Origin of the sequence: Bombella sp. ESL0385 (assembly GCF_009725755.1) — a bacterium.
GTDB classification, from domain to species: Bacteria; Pseudomonadota; Alphaproteobacteria; order Acetobacterales; family Acetobacteraceae; genus Bombella; species Bombella pollinis.
Window position 1 is genome coordinate 390,322 of sequence record NZ_WNIJ01000001.1, and the last position, 18,660, is coordinate 408,981.

17 protein-coding genes are annotated in these 18,660 nt (G+C 49.5%); 12 read left to right on the forward strand and 5 right to left on the reverse strand.

The genetic code is table 11. The features are described from left to right. Positions 1-108 precede the first annotated feature (108 nt). Positions 109-1,782: an efflux transporter outer membrane subunit gene (locus tag GM557_RS01800; RefSeq protein WP_370513409.1), complete on the forward strand. Its 1,674-nt coding sequence runs from the start codon at positions 109-111 to the stop codon at positions 1,780-1,782. 273 nt (positions 1,783-2,055) lie between these two features. Here the strand turns inward: GM557_RS01800 and GM557_RS01805 are convergent, their stop codons facing one another. Then, positions 2,056-2,763 carry a YfdX family protein gene (locus GM557_RS01805; RefSeq protein ID WP_155572711.1) on the reverse strand — a complete coding sequence of 236 codons (708 nt, stop codon included), beginning with the start codon at positions 2,761-2,763 and terminating at the stop codon, positions 2,056-2,058. A gap of 123 nt (positions 2,764-2,886) precedes the next feature. Next, the gene (locus tag GM557_RS01810) at positions 2,887-4,410 is read right to left on the reverse strand and encodes a carbohydrate porin (RefSeq protein ID WP_230873228.1); all 1,524 of its coding nucleotides are present in this window, start codon (positions 4,408-4,410) and stop codon (positions 2,887-2,889) included. 183 nt (positions 4,411-4,593) lie between these two features. Here GM557_RS01810 and GM557_RS01815 point away from each other — a divergent pair, with 183 nt between their 5' ends. From GM557_RS01815 to GM557_RS01840, 6 genes are all read left to right on the forward strand, one after another. Further along, positions 4,594-5,949: a cytosine permease gene (locus GM557_RS01815; RefSeq protein WP_155572712.1), complete on the forward strand. Its 1,356-nt coding sequence runs from the start codon at positions 4,594-4,596 to the stop codon at positions 5,947-5,949. Between the two features lie 201 nt (positions 5,950-6,150). Continuing rightward, complete coding sequence (locus tag GM557_RS01820; RefSeq protein WP_230880571.1) at positions 6,151-6,996, forward strand: transporter; 846 nt, start codon at positions 6,151-6,153, stop codon at positions 6,994-6,996. A 51-nt stretch (positions 6,997-7,047) separates the two neighbouring features. After that, positions 7,048-8,223: a Na+/H+ antiporter NhaA gene (gene nhaA, locus GM557_RS01825; RefSeq protein ID WP_230880572.1), complete on the forward strand. Its 1,176-nt coding sequence runs from the start codon at positions 7,048-7,050 to the stop codon at positions 8,221-8,223. Positions 8,224-8,323: 100 nt separating this feature from the next. After that, positions 8,324-9,070 carry an epoxyqueuosine reductase QueH gene (locus GM557_RS01830; protein WP_230880573.1) on the forward strand — a complete coding sequence of 249 codons (747 nt, stop codon included), beginning with the start codon at positions 8,324-8,326 and terminating at the stop codon, positions 9,068-9,070. 57 nt (positions 9,071-9,127) lie between these two features. Then, positions 9,128-10,279, forward strand: a complete 1,152-nt coding sequence (locus GM557_RS01835; protein WP_155572714.1) for a glycerate kinase — start codon at positions 9,128-9,130, stop codon at positions 10,277-10,279. 94 nt (positions 10,280-10,373) lie between these two features. After that, positions 10,374-12,761 carry a mechanosensitive ion channel family protein gene (locus GM557_RS01840; protein WP_155572715.1) on the forward strand — a complete coding sequence of 796 codons (2,388 nt, stop codon included), beginning with the start codon at positions 10,374-10,376 and terminating at the stop codon, positions 12,759-12,761. A gap of 59 nt (positions 12,762-12,820) precedes the next feature. Here the strand turns inward: GM557_RS01840 and GM557_RS01845 are convergent, their stop codons facing one another. After that, complete coding sequence (locus GM557_RS01845; protein WP_155572716.1) at positions 12,821-12,985, reverse strand: hypothetical protein; 165 nt, start codon at positions 12,983-12,985, stop codon at positions 12,821-12,823. A 178-nt stretch (positions 12,986-13,163) separates the two neighbouring features. On the opposite strand from GM557_RS01845, the gene GM557_RS01850 reads away from it, so the two are divergent. Further along, positions 13,164-14,291 carry an AI-2E family transporter gene (locus tag GM557_RS01850; RefSeq protein WP_155572717.1) on the forward strand — a complete coding sequence of 376 codons (1,128 nt, stop codon included), beginning with the start codon at positions 13,164-13,166 and terminating at the stop codon, positions 14,289-14,291. Here the strand turns inward: GM557_RS01850 and GM557_RS01855 are convergent. Both GM557_RS01855 and GM557_RS01860 read right to left on the reverse strand, forming a co-directional pair. Further along, positions 14,227-16,107, reverse strand: coding sequence for a PepSY domain-containing protein (locus tag GM557_RS01855; RefSeq protein ID WP_155572718.1), 1,881 nt, complete (start codon positions 16,105-16,107; stop codon positions 14,227-14,229). The genes GM557_RS01850 and GM557_RS01855 overlap by 65 nt on opposite strands. Further along, positions 16,104-16,403, reverse strand: coding sequence for a hypothetical protein (locus GM557_RS01860; RefSeq protein WP_155572719.1), 300 nt, complete (start codon positions 16,401-16,403; stop codon positions 16,104-16,106). Before GM557_RS01860 ends, GM557_RS01855 begins: the two co-directional genes overlap by 4 nt. A 253-nt stretch (positions 16,404-16,656) precedes the next feature. Between GM557_RS01860 and GM557_RS01865 the strand changes: the two genes are divergently transcribed. The 4 genes from GM557_RS01865 to GM557_RS01880 all read left to right on the forward strand — a co-directional run bounded on the left by GM557_RS01865 (position 16,657) and on the right by GM557_RS01880 (position 18,649). Next, positions 16,657-17,169, forward strand: coding sequence for a GNAT family N-acetyltransferase (locus GM557_RS01865; protein ID WP_155572720.1), 513 nt, complete (start codon positions 16,657-16,659; stop codon positions 17,167-17,169). 108 nt (positions 17,170-17,277) lie between these two features. Continuing rightward, positions 17,278-17,736 (forward strand): hypothetical protein, encoded by a 459-nt coding sequence (locus tag GM557_RS01870; protein WP_155572721.1) that lies wholly within the window; start codon positions 17,278-17,280, stop codon positions 17,734-17,736. Between the two features lie 22 nt (positions 17,737-17,758). Then, positions 17,759-18,145, forward strand: a complete 387-nt coding sequence (locus GM557_RS01875) for a hypothetical protein (protein WP_155572722.1) — start codon at positions 17,759-17,761, stop codon at positions 18,143-18,145. A gap of 63 nt (positions 18,146-18,208) precedes the next feature. Next, positions 18,209-18,649, forward strand: coding sequence for a hypothetical protein (locus GM557_RS01880; RefSeq protein ID WP_155572723.1), 441 nt, complete (start codon positions 18,209-18,211; stop codon positions 18,647-18,649). The last annotated feature ends 11 nt before the right edge of the window (positions 18,650-18,660 follow it).

The following is an 18,660-nucleotide window of genomic DNA, read 5'->3' on the forward strand; positions in this document are numbered from 1 at the left end:
GTTGTTCCTGCTCATAAGGGGGCATGATAAGCCGCGCGGGGGGAGGGGTCCATATAGGAGCCTCATTTCTTCTTTGTTTTTTAGTGATGATTACGCAGGAGCTGCACTGTGAAAGACGCTCATTCCCTTCGTTCCGTCCGTCCTAAAGGTGGGGTCATGTTTCTATCGCAGTTTAGCCGGCATTTATTATGTGGGGTTGCCTCGCTTGGTTTAGCGGGTTGCTTAATGGTCGGGCCAAAATATCATCAACCCAAGGATTGGGCCCCACCGCATTATGACCTCCATAATGGGAAGAATCAGCCCTCGCCGAAAAGCACGCAAGCGGGCCCGCACGGGGCTAATGCCGCCCCAGAGGATAAAACACAGGCAAAAGCCTCGCCGTCCTCCATCGTGACAGAATTGCCGATGGCCGATAAATGGTGGACCTCCTTCCATGACCAAGAGCTCACCTCTTTGGAAGAGCGTGTAGCCATCCAGAACTTATCCTTCCTCTTAGCGACGGAAAATCTAGCCCAAAGCCGCGCACAAATGCTGATTGCCGGGGCAGAACGCTTCCCCAATCTCTCCGCAACGGGGACGTATGTTCGTTCGCAGCATAGCTCCAAGCAATTACAGGAGATTTTTAAACGCGTTGGTAAAGGTGTTCCTGATCTTCCCTCACAAGAGGCGAATTTTCTTCAAGCCTCGCAGGAAGCCTCTGTTCCTTTGCTGAATCAATGGCAGGATAAAATTGACGCGACTTACGAAATCGACCTCTGGGGTCGGGTGGCGTATCAATATCGCGCGGCAAAATATTTGATGAAGATGAGCGAGGAGGAAAGGCGTAGCATCCTTATTGCCCGCCAAGCCGATATGGCGCGTGATTATCTGGAGCTACGCGGGGACCAAACACGCCAGCGCATTTTAGCAAATAGTCATGCAACCGTGCAAAATCTGCTCTCGTTAGCGCAAAGCCGCTATAAGAGTGGTCTGGTGACCGAGCTTGATGTCGATAGTCTTAAAGCGCGTCTGCATGGTGTAGAAGCCCAGCAGGCTAATTTGGATGAGACTGTCGCGCGGGAACAAAATGCCATCGCCTTACTGCTTGGCCAACCCCCTCAGAGCTTGAATGAGGAGCTAGGCCGTACAGCAACCGTGCCGACTGTGCCGCCTTTTGTGCCCGCTGGCTTGCCGTCAGAACTCGCCCATCGCCGCCCCGATATTCGTGAAGCAGAGGACCATCTGCGTGAAGCTGTGGCAGAGGTTGGTGAAGCTACAGCGGATTTCTACCCTAAAGTGACGGTCACGGCGGATTTTGGCTTCCAGACCTTATCGTTTCGTGACCTTGGTTTTTGGAATGCACGGGCTTGGAATGTCGGGCCGAGTATTTCTCTGCCTATTTTCCAAGGTGGGCGGCTTTATGGGCAGTTGAAGTTGAAAAAGGCCGCCCAACGCGCTGCCGCTGTGGAATATCGCCAAACAGTCTTACAAGCGTGGAATGAGGTCGATAACGCGTTACAAGCTTATCATGATGAACAAGTCCGTCGTGAGGGCCTCTCCCGCACTGTAGAGGACCAACAGCGCGCGCTTGCTTTGGCAACCAGCCAATATAAAGCTGGTCTTGCTACTTATCTTGCTGTTTTGGAGGCTCAAGAACGGTTGCAAAATGCTCAACTCGACCTCGCAGGTAGTGATGTTGCCTTCGCAACAGACCTTGCACGTCTTTATAACGCTCTGGGGGGTGGTTGGTCTGATGTGTTGCCTGATGCAGAAAAGGAAAAAGCATCATCATCACAGCCCTGATGGCGGGTTATAGAGAGAGCGACTCCTTAGTTTTGCAAAGGAGACTCGTTGTCAAGGGTAGTAAGTTTGTGCACAAGGTTTTCCACAGGCCTACGGCGCAGAAAACCGCCCTTCTTGTTAAGAAATGAGTAGGATTATCCCCAAATGAGGGTAGTATGGATATGCCTTATGGGGATGATTTAGGGGACTATAAAAAAAACCGGCACGACGAGAGTGCCGGTTTTTTAGTAAAGAACTCATAGGGATGAGTATCCCCATAGAGGAAAGAGCGTTTTACTTCTGAGTGGCTGTTGTTGCTTCTGTCACCACAGTCTCGGAGACGAAGACAAGGCTATCAATCGCATCATTTAAAGCCACAGCTGCCGCTTCAGGGTGATGGCCTTGGGCAAAAATAAGCGCGCGATTGACATAACCTTGAAGCTGGGAGAGCGGTGCCAGGGCGATGACAAAGTCAATATCCTGCCCAACAATTTGTAGCGTTTGGGCGGCTTGGTCGGTCTGGCCAGCTTTAAGCTGAGCATTTGCCGTAGCAATGGCACTTTTCTTGGCTGGCTCTAGCTCTGTTGTAGCGATGACCTCACCCCCAACCGGAATCCAATCCGTCGGGCCTGCCACTGTGTGGTTTTTGGGGAGTGGATGCTGCGGGGCTGGGTGCAAGTCTGCCTCTGCTGCGGTGAATTGCTCACGCGCTTTAGCGGCTAAATCCAAATGGGAGAGGGCTGCGTTGAGGGCAGGGATAGCCTTCTCATCTTGACCTGCGGCGAGCAGATGCTGAGCATCCACAATCTTCACCATCGCCTTCTGCCCGTGGTCGGAGAGATGATGGAAAGCGCGATGCTCTTTGCGTTCCTCAGCATGCTCTTTGTGCAGGCTTTTATGGTCCTGTGCTGCTGTTGCATCAGCGGCAAAAGCAGACCCAGCCAGAAGGCTTACTCCTAAAGCGGAGAGGGTCAGACCCCGTGATAGCGTGGTAAACTGCATGTGATTATCCTTTCTATTAGATAGTCGGGGAGCCCCCCTTATCACCACTCTCATGAGAGCCTAAGCCTTATAAAGGTGCAAGGGAAGGAACCGGGAAGCTGCTATGTTGTTTTTTGCTGTGCTTTAAAAGATTTCAACATGGCTTTTAAAACCAAGCAAAGCGGCATCGCGTAAATTACCCTGCCCATTGGGGCGAAAGAAATATTCCATCAAAGGCTGGAAGATAACGCCGCGATAAACATGGATAGCGTAGTTGACCTCCAAAACCGCTGCATGACGTTGCACACCTGTGGCATGATTAGGGAGACGGTTATATTGTGCATTATCTAGCATCATTGTTTCGGTTGCTTGTACACCGGGAGCAATTTTCTCATAAGTAAAAGAGATGCCAAGCGTATCAAAGGGGCGGGAGCGGATAAGCCCGCGATCGATGACCCCTCCATAGGCCTCCCATTCACGCAGGGCGATGCGTTTATCGTTATAGAGGAAGCCCCAAAGTGCCGTAATACCGCGCTTGCTGTCTTTATAATGGTTCAGGAGATGCTGGTCAGCCATAAACCAAGCTCCATAACCATCGTGGTGGAGATCTGCTCTGCGATGGGTTAAGGCATAAGGCTGACCATTAACATCATAATAATTATCAGGATTAGGGGCCGTCATTAAGACGCCACCAATTTTATAATGGCCGGGATGATTTTTGCCGAAGATGGGCTCCCATCCCATCTCATAAGGCAGGCGGAATCCATTGATATTCCCGCCATTAAACTTAAAGCCCGTACGGTGCTGCTCGTTTTTATAAATCCCATTCTCCCCCGCATAGAGGCCAAGCTCCATATAGAGGAAGCGGGACGGACGGCCGCGTATACGTCCCCCCCATACAGCGGCGGGGTAGCCACTGGTAAAGCTGCTATCTGTTGCTGCTTTAGGACGGCCGCAAATACTACCATTTTGGAAGTTACAAAAGAGCGGGCTGTTCTGGAAGTCTGACATCTCAGACATACGCCCTGCTGCGATGGAGAGACGTCCCCCGAACAGGGTTTCCTCCCCATAGGCCATGACGAGATGGACTACTACGTTACCACCCCCGCCATAATCTTCCGAGGCGTGGTTAAGCCAATCACCGAACATACGGTTTGCCGTTGTTCCGTACCGCCCTACAATAATGCTATGGGTGGAGAAGCCGCGTAAGCCGATGAGCTGCTCCCAGTTGACATTAACAGAGGCTGCATATTGCCCAGCATTACTCGCCCCTTGCTTATAACGGGCAAAATGCTGGGAGTTGGGGTAGGACTTCGTAGGGGGGGTAATAGCCCCGGCAAATTCGTTCGTATTATCAAGGAGGAAGGCGATTCCCCGTTTGCGGAGCCAGTCAGTCATGCCAAACCCGCGCGGGAACAAAGCTTCAGGCCGGGCAAAAGGTGGGACGGAGGTTGTATAGTCAGCACGGGCAGGCAAGGGCGTATCCACGCGGAGCATTGGCTCATTGCCGATAATCTCATCTAAAACCTGTGCCTTGGCAGAAGGGACAGCGAGCCATGCACACCCTACCCATAGAGTAGATAATGCAATATGCTTTATAAGCTTGATATATGAGCGTGAGGGGCGAGAGGGCTTCATGCCATTAAGGCGTAAAGGATACATCGTCATGAAGGCTCCCGGTATTGTAAAGACGCTGTTTAGGCATTGATGACTAACATAAAACGCTCTCTGAAGAGCTAAAGAATTTTAACAGGAAGATCAAAGCTTATCTGTTTGTTATGGCGACATAATTATGAAAATCTAGCCAGCAGAGAGCTGGCAAAATTATGAGTAGTGTGGGAGAAGTGAGCTATGACGACCCATTTGGAAACCCACACGATTCACCCCATCCCCCACACGCACCGTTATGGGCGGGTGGCAGACCTCTTTTCTGTATGGTTTAGCGCGAATATGACGCTGCTAACGGTCGTTACAGGGGCTCTAGGCCCAGCTGTTTTTGGGCTTTCATTTTTCTGGTCTGTTTTAGCGTTGCTGTTAGGCAACATGGTGGGGGCTATCTTTATGGCCCTCCACGCAGCCCAAGGCCCTAGGCTTGGCGTTCCTCAAATGGTGCAAAGTCGCGGGCAGTTCGGCATTTACGGGTCAGTGCCGATCATTTTGCTCGTTGTGTTGATGTATATTGGTTTTGCGGCGTCTAACTGCGTGGTTGGGGGGGGAGCCCTAGCACATGTTCTTCCAGTTTTTAGCGGGAGCAAAGGGGTGTGGTTGGTCGCTATCTTAACGCTCGTCCCTTGCGTGATGGGCTATCGTGCGATTCACATATGTTCTCGTTTTGCGAGCTGGGTCTCTATCATTGCGGTTGTATATGCGATTGGCTGCGGGCTTGGTGGTTTCTCGCGTAGTTTGCTGGCGGATACGCATGGCTCCTTAGCGGGCTTTTTTGGGGCTTTTTCAGTCTCAGCATTGTGGCAGATAGCTTACGCGCCTTATGTCTCTGATTCATCACGTTATTTACCGGATGAGGCAAGTTCTGGTCGGCGGGCATTTTGGGCAACCTATGGGGGGACTGTTATCGGGGCTGTTTTGCCTATGGTCTTGGGGAGTTTGCTCTCTTTAAGCTATCCCTCACTTCCTCTTGCTGGGGCTTTGGCCCATGCTGGTGGACGGGTGGGTAATCTTGTAGTGTTGGTGTTGGCTTTGGCCATCCCTCTTGCTAATGCGATGAGTGTGTATTGCGGCGCATTATGCAGCCTAACCCTTGTGCAAACCTTCCGCCCTGCTTGGCGTTCTGGTTTAGGGGGACGGTTATTGATGACCTTTCTCTTGCTCGCCATCGCGCTGATAATGAGCCTCGGCATGATGGGGGATTTCCTAAAGGCCTATACGTCCTTTCTGGATATTCTTATGGCTGTTCTCGTACCGTGGACGTCGATTAATCTATGCGATTACTATATATTGCGCGATGGTCAATATGATGTTGCCGCGTTTTTTGCCGCTGATGGCGGGCCTTACGGGCGGTTTAATGGTCTTGCCGTGGCGGTTTATGTATTAGGTGTCTTTGTTGAGCTTCCCTTTATGAAGACAGGCCCTTACACGGGTCCTCTAGTGCCTTTGCTTCATGGCGTGGATATCTCTTGGATTGTTAGTTTGGTTGTAACAGGCGGGGCCTATTATAGGTTTGTACGTCACCTTCAGCGCAAGGCCTAAATCTGAGAGGCTAATAAGGACTGATAAGGTACATTTATATTTATGATTAGCCTATCTTGTTAAGAGGGCGATACTTCTTTTATAGAGTGAGAGACGCTGTGAGCGGAGTATCGCTTTATGAGGGGGAGCCGCGTGCTGTGTGGGAGAGTATCACGTCCGTGGCTTAGTGTTGTATGGGGGGTCATCCTTCTATCAACCATTATGCGGGTGTCTTGCGCGAAAGCTGCGGATATAACATTTGCTGTTATTGGCCCGCATGAATATGATCTACCGGTTGATTTTAAGCCGTTTAATGTCTTTGTGCAGTATGGGGACGGTAATGCGGCCACCTTCCATTATGATGGCCAAGGGGCGCGTCATTCCGGCCAAGGGGCTCATACATGGTCAGGGATGAGCAAATATGTTCATTTCTGGACGTTTAAATCCATTCCTAAAATTGGCTTTGCTTATGAGGTGATTCAGACAGAGAGCTATCAGCTTGCCAATGGGACTAATTTTGGTGGGTTAGGCCCAACTATTAGCGGCCCTGCCGTGTGGTTTAAGCCGAACGCTCATAGCACCTTCGGGATACAGACCTTTATGCAAACCCCAAGTGCGACACGGGACCGCCTCAACCCTAATTATTGGTCCAATCTTTCAAGCTTTATGTTCGATTATGAATGGAAGCATTTCGGCTTTGATGGTGATTTAGGGGCGGTTGTGGCGTCTACGTTGCATAATAAAGGCCAACATTCCTATCATCCGGGAACGGCCTTCCATAGCAATTTGCGCTTTAGCTGGAAGGCCTCCCCACATTGGGAGCCATTCTTTGGGTTGGATTGGCAGAATAATGCCGGCTTGCGCGATAATACATTACGGCATTATGTAGCCAATACAAGCAGCCGTGAAGTCGCTTTGGGTGTTGGGCTGATGTGGAATATTAATAGCGCGTGGAATATAACAGCCCGTTATTCCCATTCAGTAGAAGGGCGTAATATAGCGGAGACAAACGCTTATTATCTAAAGTTAGCTTATTTATTCCAAGGGGAAATATTCTCTCATTATTAACCTGATAAGGGGCGTTGGTAGGGTTCATGTCGTAATGTTAAGTATATGTGCATGATGCAGAAAGCATGGTGGCGAACAGCCGATATAGCTGGCCCGTTCCTTTTGCTATTTATGGCGATTGCAGGCCTCATAGCGGCGAACTCGCCTTGGCAGGCTAACTACGCATTATTGGCTCACCCTATGGGGGATGTGCACATTACCGGATGGAACGGGCGCACATGGTCCCTCACATTACCTAGCGTTATTGAAGCCATCACGCTTGGCCCGATGACATTATTTTTTCTGCTTATCACTTTAGAGCTTAAAAAGGAGCTTGTTAGCGGGCATTTATCGCAATTACGTCAGTGCTTATTACCATGTGTCTCCGCACTCGGTGGGGTCGTTGTGCCCGCTCTTTTATACAGAGTAATTGCCGCGTCAGAGCCTGCTTTGCAGGCAGGCTGGGCTATCCCGATAGCAACGGATGCCGCTTTTACGGTGCCGATTTTATTGGCATTGGGACGATATGTTTCCGAGGGAGGGCGTGTTTGGCTCATGGCCCTTGCTATTTTTGATGATGTTTTAGGGATTCTGATCATCGCATTATTTTATGGCGGTACGTTAAGGTGCGGGCCCTTAGTCGTTAGTGCGGTATTGGTGGGATGCTTGGTCTATTGGGGGAGGCGTGGGATTAGTGCTCTTTGGCCGTATAGCGTGGCGGGATGTTTGTTGTGGGGGTGTTTGTTGGTCTCAGGGGTGCATCCTACCATAGCGGGCGTTGTTGTAGGCTTGTGCCTCCCTGCACGAGTGAAGACGCTTCCCTCGCCTGTAGAGCGTATGGAGCATTACGTCACACCATGGGTGAGATGGGTGATTCTGCCTATATTTGGCTTTGTGATTATGGGGATACCGTTACTGACCCTTCCTCTCCATGCGGTAAATGTACGTTTGGTTTGTGCTGTAGCGGTCGGGTTGGTTATGGGTAAGACAACGGGCATTTTCAGTGCAACATGGCTAGCTGTGCGTTGCCGGTTGAGCCCTCTGCCCCGCCAGACATCATGGTATATGGTGTTTGGTTTATCTATGCTGTGCGGTATTGGCTTCACCGTTAGTCTTTTTATGGCCTCCCTTTCATTTGCTGGGTCTAATTTACTCTTATCCGCAAAGCTTGGTATTCTGAGCGGCTCTCTCATGGCGGCCTTGATGGGCTGGATATGGCTGCGAGCAGGCGTTACGGTCTCTGAGTAAGAGATTTGTTTTCATATCGTAACGAGATGACTAAAAAATAAACCATGGAGCATAGAGTGCTGCTCGACAGCATGGTCCATTCTTTAGTATGGCAAAGCATATGAGTGATAATGAAGTGGAGAGCATGATGGTGGAGGAAGCAGCGGCCAAACGCGGCTATGCGGCGCGGCGTAATCGCCGGAAGGGGCCTCAGCTATTACCATCAGGCCGTCAGCAACTTCAGCCCCCCGGTGGGCAAAAAAAGGTCTTGCTACATTCTTGCTGTGCGCCGTGTTCTGGCGAAGTGATGGAAGCCATGACGGAATCCGGGATTGATTATACCATCTTCTTTTATAATCCGAATATTCATCCAGAGCGGGAATATCTTTTACGCAAAGATGAGAATATCCGCTTCGCAGATGCCCATAATATTCCGTTTATTGATGCTGATTATGATAAAGATAATTGGTTCGAGCGTGCAAAAGGGATGGAGTGGGAGCCAGAACGAGGCATACGCTGTACGATGTGTTTTGATATGCGCTTTGAGCGTACAGCACTGTACGCGCATGAGCATGGCTTCCCTGTTATGACCAGTTCCCTTGGTATTTCTCGTTGGAAGAATATGACCCAGATTAATGAGTGCGGTGCGCGCGCTGTAGCTCCCTATGAAGGGTTAGAATATTGGGATTTTAATTGGCGTAAAGGCGGCGGCTCTGCTCGGATGATTGAGATTAGCAAGCGCGAGCGTTTTTATAAGCAAGAATATTGTGGATGTGCTTATTCTTTGCGGGATACAAATAATTTCCGCCGCTCAAAAGGTCGCCCGGCGATTGTTTTGGGAGAGGAGTTTTATGGTGAGGATGATTAAGGGCTGCATCGTTTACGTTTCATAATCCCGCGCATGTGGTTGAAGGGATGAGCTGGCATGAAGATTGCGATTGTATGTGATTCCTTTAAGGGTAGTCTTTCCACCTTAGAGGTCGCGCGGGAGATTAAAGCAGGATTTTCGCGTATTTTCCCTCATGCTGATTACCTTTGCCTCCCTATGGCAGATGGTGGAGAAGGCACAGTGGAGGCTTTTGCCCAGGGGACGGGTGGGCAGATAATGGCATGCAGCGTGACAGGGCCATTGGGCAAGCCTGTCTCTGCTTTTTGGGGCGTGAGCGGGGATGGGCGCACCGCCGTGATCGAAATGGCCGCCGCGGCGGGCCTCCCTTTATTAAAACCGGATGAGTATGCACCATTACAGACAACAACCTATGGCGTGGGAGAGTTGGTGCGTGCTGCGTTGGATCATGGCTGCCAGCATATCATCATTGGGTTAGGCGGTAGTGCTACAAATGATGGTGGGGCTGGGTTTGCTCAGGCTCTGGGGGTAAGATTGTTAGACGAGCGAGGGCGTGATTTGCCTCCCGGTGGTGCTGCCTTGGCTCATCTCGCACAGATAGATGCTTCTGGCTTGGATGCTCGATTAGCGTATGTCACGCTGGAGGGAGCCTGTGACGTTACAAATCCTCTCACAGGCCCGCAGGGGGCTTCGGCGATATTTGGTCCACAAAAAGGGGCCTCCCCACGGGATGTAGCACAGTTAGAGGCTGCCCTAACACATTATGCAACGCTCTTAGCATCTCAATCTGGACGTAATATCGCTCATATATCTGGGGCGGGGGCAGCAGGTGGCCTTGGTGGTGGGCTGTTGGCTTTTACACACGTAACCTTACGGCCGGGTGTGGAGATTATTGCTGAGCAGCTGCATTTAGCCGAGCATTTTGCAGAGATGGACCTCATCATCACTGGTGAGGGGCGAATGGACGGGCAGACAGTTCATGGGAAGGCCCCTATGGGGGTTGCGCAGATTGCAAAACGCTTCGGCAAGCCGGTGATTGCTATTGTTGGCTCTACTGGGAAGGATGTAGAGCTTGTCCATCAGGTCGGTATTGATGCCATTTTTGATACGGTCTCATACCCAGCAGATTTAACAACGGTGTTGGAGGAAGCTCCATCCTCCCTCCGCCGGGTTGCTGAGAATGTAGCCATCATATTGAAGATGGGGCAGATGATGAAGAGATGTTCATAGAACGTCTGAACGCTTCACTCTTGTAAAAGAGCCTGCTAGGTTAACTTTATAGTCAGAAGCTGTGCAGCGCAGCGTATTAGTGGCAAGTGATTTTATGAATCGTTCTCCCCTCCCGCTTGTTATAGCTCGGTTATGGGCGTTATGTGGGCTTATTCTTGTGCTGGTTGTTCCTGCACAGGCAGCTTCCTCCATTGGAGCAGCGGACGCCGATAAAGCCGTTGCCAATACCGCCTCGCCTTTAGTTATTGGTACACCTGAAGGAGATTTTGGGTGGAATAATGTTGCAAGTGCTTTGCGGCTCCAGCTAGAGCAAGACCAAGCAACATTGCGGAGCATTGGGGAGGAGTTGTCTCGTGCAAAAACCCCTCTTAGTGGGAATGCTCTGGATGCTTATAGCGCGCAAGTTAAGGTTGTGCGGCAACATGTTACGGATGGCTTAGCCCAGATTCAATTTTATGAGGGTTCTATCACATCTTTGTTGCAGGTGCTCGGCACCAAGGCTGAAGATGGTGAGGATGCAACGATTACGCGTCAGCGCGGGGCAGCACGGAAGACATCATTAGGCATTGCGTCTTTGCAAGTGCGGATGCGAGTGTGTGATTTGCAGACGCGCCAGTTGGAAGGCCAGCTAGATGGTTTGCGCCGCCGTGTGCAGCAAGGTGCGCTCGTTCGTCATGTGGAAACACCATTAAGTCTAGGTTTTTGGCAAACAATCGGGGCCGAGGGGTACGCCGCCTTTAAAGGTCTTACGCGGGATGAGTTAAATATCGTCCTTGGGGCTTTAGGGGTTATAGGGCTTGTTTCTGTTTTTGCAGAGGCTGTGCGCTGGTTAACAGGTAAAATGCTGAATACCACATTGGCTCGGATGCGGTGGGTTGCTGCTATTCGCACGCAACGCGCCGTAGGGAGTGTGGTGCTCGGTATTTTATGCGCTTTTTTAGCGGAGCTTCTTTGGCAAGGGTGGGGGTTTATTGCGTTTAGTGAGGATGGGATGCCTCTTTTATCGGGGCAGTATTTAACACGATCTTTACCGGTGTTTGGGTTTGTGATGGGAGCTGGCGTTTCGTTAAAACGCTCACTCCGCGGGAAGATTTGCCCTCTTTGCAGCTTATTATTAGGCACAGGGGTTCTCTTTTGTGGGGCGTTACGAACAGCCGAGCTGAATAAAAGCCTTGGGCCGGGGTTGGATGCCATATTGGGCGGCGTTTTGGCTCTTTCATCAGCGATTTTTCTTTATGTGCCTTGCCGTGTGGAGAAAAATCGTCAGCAACATGCCGGTGAGGATATAAGTGAGCTAGGTGGGGGAATGGCTCAGGATATTGGTGCAATGTTAATCCAATATTTGCCGCTTCATGGTGTTTCAGCATTGTTATTATTAGTAACGGGCCTAGCTGTATTAAGTGGTTATATTCCTTTTGCCTTTTTGTTGAATGACTGGGTGCTGACCCTGCTTTATGCTGCTGGTATTGTTATGTTGCTCATGCAGGCATGGCGGGATTGTGCGCAATTTGTGTTTTCGGCTCAAAGTCATTTAGGGCGTATTTGGAATGAGCTTGGCCTAAGCGCACGCCGTCTTGCACAGGTGGAGGTTATCAGCACGGCCCTTGTTGGTCTGGGGTTGGTGATGGTTTTTGTAGCCTTATTGCAGGGGAGAAATGGGGCCTCTTTTGGTGGTGCATGGGACGGTTTGCAACAGATTTTTGCGGGAGACATCTTTTTTGGGATTTCTTTTTCACCACGGATGTTGGTAAATGCCGCCCTGCTGATAATAGGCGTATTTTATGGCATTAAGTTTCTCCAACAATGGTTAAATAATCGCCTGTTTCCCGTAACGTCATTAGATAATGGTGCGCGGACATCTATTCTAAGCATCATGACATATACATTATGGATTGTGGCAGGGTTGAAGTTGTTATCCATGATGGGGATTTCTGTTCAGAATCTAACATGGGTGGTGAGTGCGTTATCGGTCGGTGTGGGTTTTGGCCTACAATCCATCGTGAAGGACTTTATCTCTGGGTTGATTTTGCTAGCTGAGCGGCCTGCACAAGCGGGCGATAAAATTAGCATTAGTGGGACTACAGGTGTTATTCAGCGTGTGAATGTTCGGGCAACGGATATCCGCCTGAGCGATGGGACCACAGTGATTATGCCGAACTCTCAATTTATTACCTCCAACGTGCAAAATTGGAGTGCTGGGCAAAACCCTGTGAAGGTGAAGCTCGTTGTTGCTGTGCCGTCTAATGTTAGTCTGGATAAAATACAGGAGATTTTCATGCAGGTGGCTAATGAGCAACCGAACATTCTGCGTGACCCTGCCCCGCAAACGTTGCTTGATCCTAGTGCAGGGGAGACAATCGGAGCTACACTGTCTGTTTATATAGCTCGCGGTACGAGTAGTGACGCGGTAACGACAGCGGTGATGGGGGCTTTGATGAACCGCTTTAACAGTGAGGGTATTTCTCTTATTCTGCCTTCGTAAAAGCTTATAAAAGCCGGAGCCTTATAAAAGGGCCCCGGCTTTATAGAGCCGTTCTAGGCTTATTTGCCGTCAACAGAGCGTGCAATTTCGGAAACGAGCTTTGTTAGGTAAGCCCGGTCGATTTGTGTGTTAGGTCCCTCAATCCGTACAACATCTTGTACAAGAGCAAAGATGAGGTCTTCGCGTGTCATGTTACGAACGGGGTTTACATCGTTTTGTGCCATAACGGTTTGTTCCTTCCATATAAACTGGCGATGATAGCAACCACACAGCACTGTTGGCTGCCCTGGGAGCATTTAGCAGGTTTTATAACGCTAGGTCACGCTTTGTTAAGAAGAAAAGTAAAGCTCTGGTAAAGAAATAGTGGGATGGTATAATGGAGCACACGGTTAAGGACAGGGTATGATAACGCGGTTAAAGTCTTTTTTTACGCAGCCAGAGGCCAACTTCCAAGGTCAGCAAGCAGAGGGGCAGCTGAAGCCTGTTTTGACGGCCCTTGCGGTGGGGACGTTGCTGTTGGCGGCTTTATGGGTGCTCAAGCCTTTCTTACTGCCTATATTAGGGGCCATTACTATCTCGGTGACGTTCTGGCCTTTTGTGCTAAAATTGCACAAGCTGTTATTTGGTAGTCGTGTTGCCGCTGTATTTTGCACAGCCTTAGCCGCCTTGATTGTCTTTTTTATGCCCGTTGCGCTAATCGCTCTCATTTTTGCGCAACATGTTAAGGATGTTTCGCACTTAATTTCTATATTACCGTCATGGCAGTTACCAGCGGTTCCCGCGTGGGTGGGCCATATCCCGCATCTGGGAAGTCATATTGTACCTCTGTGGGACCATCTGCGTGAAAATAGTCTGCCAAGTTTGCTGAAGCAGATTATCCCTCCTCCTGAGACGCTGATAAGCATGGTCCTTTCTTCGGCGGGAAGTTTTGGGTCTCTTTTGGTGGAGTTTGGCCTGACATTGATCGCTATGGTGATTATCCTCCTCCATGCAGAAAAGTTGATTGATGTGCTAGAGCGTATCAGCGTGCGCTTGGCAGGAGAGGCGGGTCGTCATTTTCTAAAACGTGCAGAAATCACAATGCGTGGTGTTGCGTTAGGGGTAACCTTAACCGCCATTGTGGAATCTCTTTTTGGTTGGCTTGGCCTTATGCTGGCTGGTATGCCGATGGGTAGCGTTATTGCGGCGGTGATGTTTATATCATGCGTCTTACAATTTGGTGGTGCGTGGGTATTATTTGTTAGTACGATTTGGCTTTATTTTACAGCTCCTTTGTCTCACGCGCTGATTTTATTGGTCTTTGCGTTGATTGCCGTAGCGAATGACAATTTTTTACAAGCTTTGGTCATTCGTCGTTATGTGAGGATTTCGGTCATCACTATTATGTTTGGGGCCTTTGGTGGTATTGCTACATTAGGCTTTGCTGGTGTCTTTGTTGGTCCGACCCTGCTCTATCTTGTTGAATTTATGCTTCAGGAGTGGGTGGGTCTTTCACCGAAAGATGAGGCAGAAAAGACATCCTCTTTGTAAGGATAAAGCCTGCACTCGCCCAGAGGCTTATGGTCGCTAGGGCGAGGGCTAGCGTTAGACTGCATGTTGCTGTGTTTTGCATGGCCGTGTGGCGTAGCGTTACGATGGTAAGGGCTGTGGTCAGGAAGCTAGCTGATAAGATGAGTATAAGAACGCGGTAGATATAGCGTGGGAAAGTAGCACAACTTAGAATACTTAGAGCAAAACAAGTATAATAAAATAGTGTGATATGCTGATAAAGCCGCATCATAGATGTTTGGGCTATAGAGGGTAAGCTGGCCATTTTTGTAATATTCCCAAGGGGGATGAGGTGAGTGGTCAGGGGGCTAAGGGCGATAACCCCACATAAGCCAAGTAAACACCCCATGAGGCTTCCCTCTGTTATGCGGTCAAGCCATAATGTCATTGATGATTCAAGTCGGCTGCTTTTTTTCTTTATGGTTTTGCGATGTGTATTAAGCCATAGCTGATTGGCCGTATGGAAGAACCCCACACCGCAGAGAGCTAATATAATATAGAGCCATCGAACAAACTCGCCCCCGAAACTTCCAAAATGTAAAGCAAGGCACCATGTGAGCAAACGTCGTGCAAGGCTTTGGTGGGAGGATAAGTTCGTCTCCTCCAAAACGCTCCCCGTATAAGGGTTCAGTGTGATGGAGGCACGATCCCGACCAATCATTGGGTTGTAAGTATCTATACCCTGTACAAATAAGAAAGGATAAGTTTGTAGAGGCTTAGATGAGAGAGGGTTAGGGCTATAGAGCGGGGCATGGAGCATGACACGTGCAGCTAATGTATCGGCGGTGATAGGGGAGAGAATATAGTCTAAGCGGTAAGGTTGAAAATGAGGGGCATGAGTATGGAGCTGCGTTAGAACGCTCTCCGGTGAGATGAGGGAGTGGGTATTTTGTTTTGATTCCGAAACGATATGAGTGTCAGAGATACTGCAAAAGAGTGGGAAGAAGGCAAAGAGGGCCGTTGTCAAAGCGATAATGAGGTGAAATGGCATGGAGCAAAGGCCGAGTAAGCTATGTAAGTCCAGCCAACGCCGTCTTGCGCGCCCGTGTAAGCGAACGGTCATAAGGTTACGCCACATGCCGGGTAGTAGTAAAATGACGCCTGATAGCAGTGCCAGCCCATAAAAGAGGCATATAATCCCTATAATGGGCATCGCCCAAGGCTCTGGTAGCGGGAGCCCCATGCGGCGATGTAACCCACCAATAAAGCTAGGGGCTGGTGTAGGGGCAAGATAATAAAGGGAGGAAGTGTGAGGGGAGGTTTGATGTATAAGAATCTGAGCAGCTGGTAAAGCTAAGGGGAGTTCTGGTGCAAGGGGGAGGCTTAGCTGCGCTGTGGTAGGGCTGGTTAATGTGATGCGATATTGTAAGGGGGTGTGCACCCCTAATGTATCTAATGTCGTCTTATCAAGAGGTAAGAGAGATGTTTCAAGAGGTGAGGGAGGAGGTAGGCGGGCTATGCTCCATTGCTGTAATGGGGCTGCAAATAATGTAAGAGCTCCAGCAAGGAACCCCATTGCTAAGAGGCTGCCTGTGGTAATGCCAATCCATCCATGGAGTGTTTGATAACGGCGCGCGATACGATGGATATTACGCCCTACCCCAGTGCCAATGAGGGCTGTAAGGCCCATAAGGGCGATAAAGCAGCTGCTGAGGAGAAATAGGGAGCTACCAGTGACATCATAATGATGAGGGATGTTCAACCATGTTGCTATAGGGATGCTCCCTCCTATGATGAAGGTGCAACATGCTATCCCGATGGTGATACGCCGCCATAAAGGAGTGTTAGGCGTCGTCATGAGGAGAGCGATGAGCGATAGGTGTCAAGAATAGCCCAGCAAATGGGGAGTAGGCATAAGAGGGCCATAGTCAGGCCACCGAGGCAGAAGAATGCACCAATCGGGCCGAAAATATAGGCCCAAAGGCTCCATGCAAGCAGGGCCGTTACGCCCAGCAAACCCTTGGCTAACGTGGGGTTGAGGTAAGATATTTGAGGCGTCTGACCGGGGAGTTGAAGCCATAATAGAATAGCGGAGAAACTGCCGAGACCTAAGCCACCTGCAAAGAGGCTGAAAGTCGTATCAATGAATGGCACTCTCTTTCTCCCCGTATTATGTCTTTGTTATGCAAGACCATGGTTATCTGTGAGGGGATTTTATGGGGAATCAGTGCAAGGCGTCAAACCTGTATTATTAATGCAGGATATAAATTGTTCTGATAATCATATCCTTCTTGTGAGGGTGCGAAGGGATTTATCAAGTTTCTATGAGAGGTCATAAGATATGTTCTACCCTCATAGGTAAAAGCAGCATAAACTGAGACAGTTTTAGAGGGGAGTGGAGGGCATAATGGATATTCGTCACGCCATAGAGGATGATCTTCCCATTATTACGGAGATTTATAATCACGCTGTGAGGACAACGACAGCGATATGGAACGATCGCGTTGTGGATGTAGCGAATAGGGCAGCATGGTTAAAGGCTCATGATGAAGCGGATTTGCCAGTCTTGGTGAGTGTGGATGATGATGGCGTGGTGAATGGTTATGCCACTTTTGGGCCGTGGCGTGCGTGGGATGGCTATAAATATACGGTAGAACATTCCGTCTATGTGCATAAAGCTGCACAACGTAAGGGGGTCGGGAAAGCTCTTATGCACGCTTTGATGGAGGCTGCGCGTGAGCGAGGGTATCACGTTATGATTGCGGGTATTGAATCGGGGAATGTAGGGTCATTACGCCTACATGAGCAATTAGGCTTCCAAAAAGTGGGGGAGTGCCCTCAGGTAGGGTGTAAGTTCGGGCGGTGGTTGGATTTGACCTTCATGCAAGTCACATTTGAGGGATGTCCTTTGCCAAAATGAACTTGCTATAATAGCAGTTTTTTGTTCTTGTATCAGAATGAAAATATGAGGAGAAACACCATGTTGGGTTGTAAGAGGGATGGGGTAATATGGAGCCGTGCATGGTCCATGATGGCTTTACTAGTTGGGGGTATGGCTCTTGCAACGCCTGCATGGGCTGAAGGCTTGGACCGTGTTTATGAGGTGCAAGCGCAGCTGGCTCCAACAACTTTGGTGGTGGGGAAGGACCAAGCCCCTACCGATGTGCTAAAAACGAATCTAGGGCCGAATATCCGCCGTGGGCAAGTCCAGAAGACGGTTGAAATTGGGCATAATGCTTACCGCTTGGGACAATATCGGATGCAAGTTCGTTTACGTCCCGGCCCGCATGGTGGGTATGATAATGGTACGATGAGTTATACTGTCTCGGCGTCATTAAACCGTGTAGCGAATAATCATACGGTCTCTATTTTTACACGCGTAAAAGGGGTGGTGAAACTGCAAGACGGTCAGGCCGTAACACCCCTCCCAGCGAACCGTTATTTTACGGGAACGATGCAGATTCATGCCATTGCAGCAGGGTTCTGAAGACAAAGGAAGGTGTGGCTGGATGAGGATGTGGCTAAAAGGGCGATCGGGCTTTTTGGAAGGGCTGGTAGTTGGGGCGATAAGTTTTTTTTATATGGGGAATATCGCGGTGGCGGGCGCACTTTCATTCCCGGAATCGGGTGTGAAGGCTCCGTATAGTCCTTTGGCCATTCCAACTTATTTTCAGCCTATTGATGTATCGTTAGAGGCTTTGTTGGATCAGCATTACACGATTATATCCGCCCATGAAGCAGGTGGAGAGGAGATAGTGGTTTTAGCGCGAAAAGAAGGCCCTATGGAGGCGCGTCTTCATGCTATATGTGCGTTGACGATGCCGAATGTTGAGACGGATCAAACCGTGGTAACATCGCGTTGTTGGGCATTAAATCATCCTCGTAAGGGGGAATAATCTTATGCGTGTTAGTACCGAATTATGGTATGGGCAGCATAATATGTTTGCGGGAGGGGTGTTATGACGGATTCAGTATATAGTTTGCTCGGTTATGAGGATGAGGTCCGCCAACTTGGTAAAAAGATTGGTCGTCTCTCCAAACATGAGCTTTTTTCACAGGATTTGACGCCTTTTCCGAAGGGGAACCCTAAAGTAACCCCACGGCACGAGGCATTTTATTGTGAGATTGAGGCATCGCATCAATTTTATAAACAGATGGTTAGTTCCATGGAAAGGGAGTTCCATGAGCTATGTGACCGTTTCTCATCGGAGCGTTATTATTCTGTAGATGCTGATTTTAACCGTTTGATGGTGCAGTTTAATGGTAATTCTGCCAATGATACGTTGGCATCTATGCGGTTTATGAATCGGTTTCTTCTATGTGTGAAGAAGAATATGCCTTTTGGTGAAGATGATGCCCATGTTCTTTTTGCAAATTATGGCCGCTTGATTACGCGTTGAGATATAGAGAC

What these genes read in the sequence shown, in the direction of transcription:
- GM557_RS01805 (WP_155572711.1), bottom strand. Translation starts at nt 2,763, where the DNA reads ATGCAGTTTACCACGCTATCACGGGGTCTGACCCTCTCCGCTTTAGGA.
- GM557_RS01810 (WP_230873228.1), bottom strand. Translation starts at nt 4,410, where the DNA reads ATGACGATGTATCCTTTACGCCTTAATGGCATGAAGCCCTCTCGCCCC.
- GM557_RS01815 (WP_155572712.1), top strand. Translation starts at nt 4,594, where the DNA reads ATGACGACCCATTTGGAAACCCACACGATTCACCCCATCCCCCACACG.
- GM557_RS01820 (WP_230880571.1), top strand. Translation starts at nt 6,151, where the DNA reads ATGCGGGTGTCTTGCGCGAAAGCTGCGGATATAACATTTGCTGTTATT.
- nhaA (WP_230880572.1), top strand. Translation starts at nt 7,048, where the DNA reads ATGATGCAGAAAGCATGGTGGCGAACAGCCGATATAGCTGGCCCGTTC.
- GM557_RS01830 (WP_230880573.1), top strand. Translation starts at nt 8,324, where the DNA reads ATGAGTGATAATGAAGTGGAGAGCATGATGGTGGAGGAAGCAGCGGCC.
- GM557_RS01835 (WP_155572714.1), top strand. Translation starts at nt 9,128, where the DNA reads ATGAAGATTGCGATTGTATGTGATTCCTTTAAGGGTAGTCTTTCCACC.
- GM557_RS01840 (WP_155572715.1), top strand. Translation starts at nt 10,374, where the DNA reads ATGAATCGTTCTCCCCTCCCGCTTGTTATAGCTCGGTTATGGGCGTTA.
- GM557_RS01845 (WP_155572716.1), bottom strand. Translation starts at nt 12,985, where the DNA reads ATGGCACAAAACGATGTAAACCCCGTTCGTAACATGACACGCGAAGAC.
- GM557_RS01850 (WP_155572717.1), top strand. Translation starts at nt 13,164, where the DNA reads ATGATAACGCGGTTAAAGTCTTTTTTTACGCAGCCAGAGGCCAACTTC.
- GM557_RS01855 (WP_155572718.1), bottom strand. Translation starts at nt 16,107, where the DNA reads ATGACGACGCCTAACACTCCTTTATGGCGGCGTATCACCATCGGGATA.
- GM557_RS01865 (WP_155572720.1), top strand. Translation starts at nt 16,657, where the DNA reads ATGGATATTCGTCACGCCATAGAGGATGATCTTCCCATTATTACGGAG.
- GM557_RS01870 (WP_155572721.1), top strand. Translation starts at nt 17,278, where the DNA reads ATGATGGCTTTACTAGTTGGGGGTATGGCTCTTGCAACGCCTGCATGG.
- GM557_RS01875 (WP_155572722.1), top strand. Translation starts at nt 17,759, where the DNA reads ATGAGGATGTGGCTAAAAGGGCGATCGGGCTTTTTGGAAGGGCTGGTA.
- GM557_RS01880 (WP_155572723.1), top strand. Translation starts at nt 18,209, where the DNA reads ATGACGGATTCAGTATATAGTTTGCTCGGTTATGAGGATGAGGTCCGC.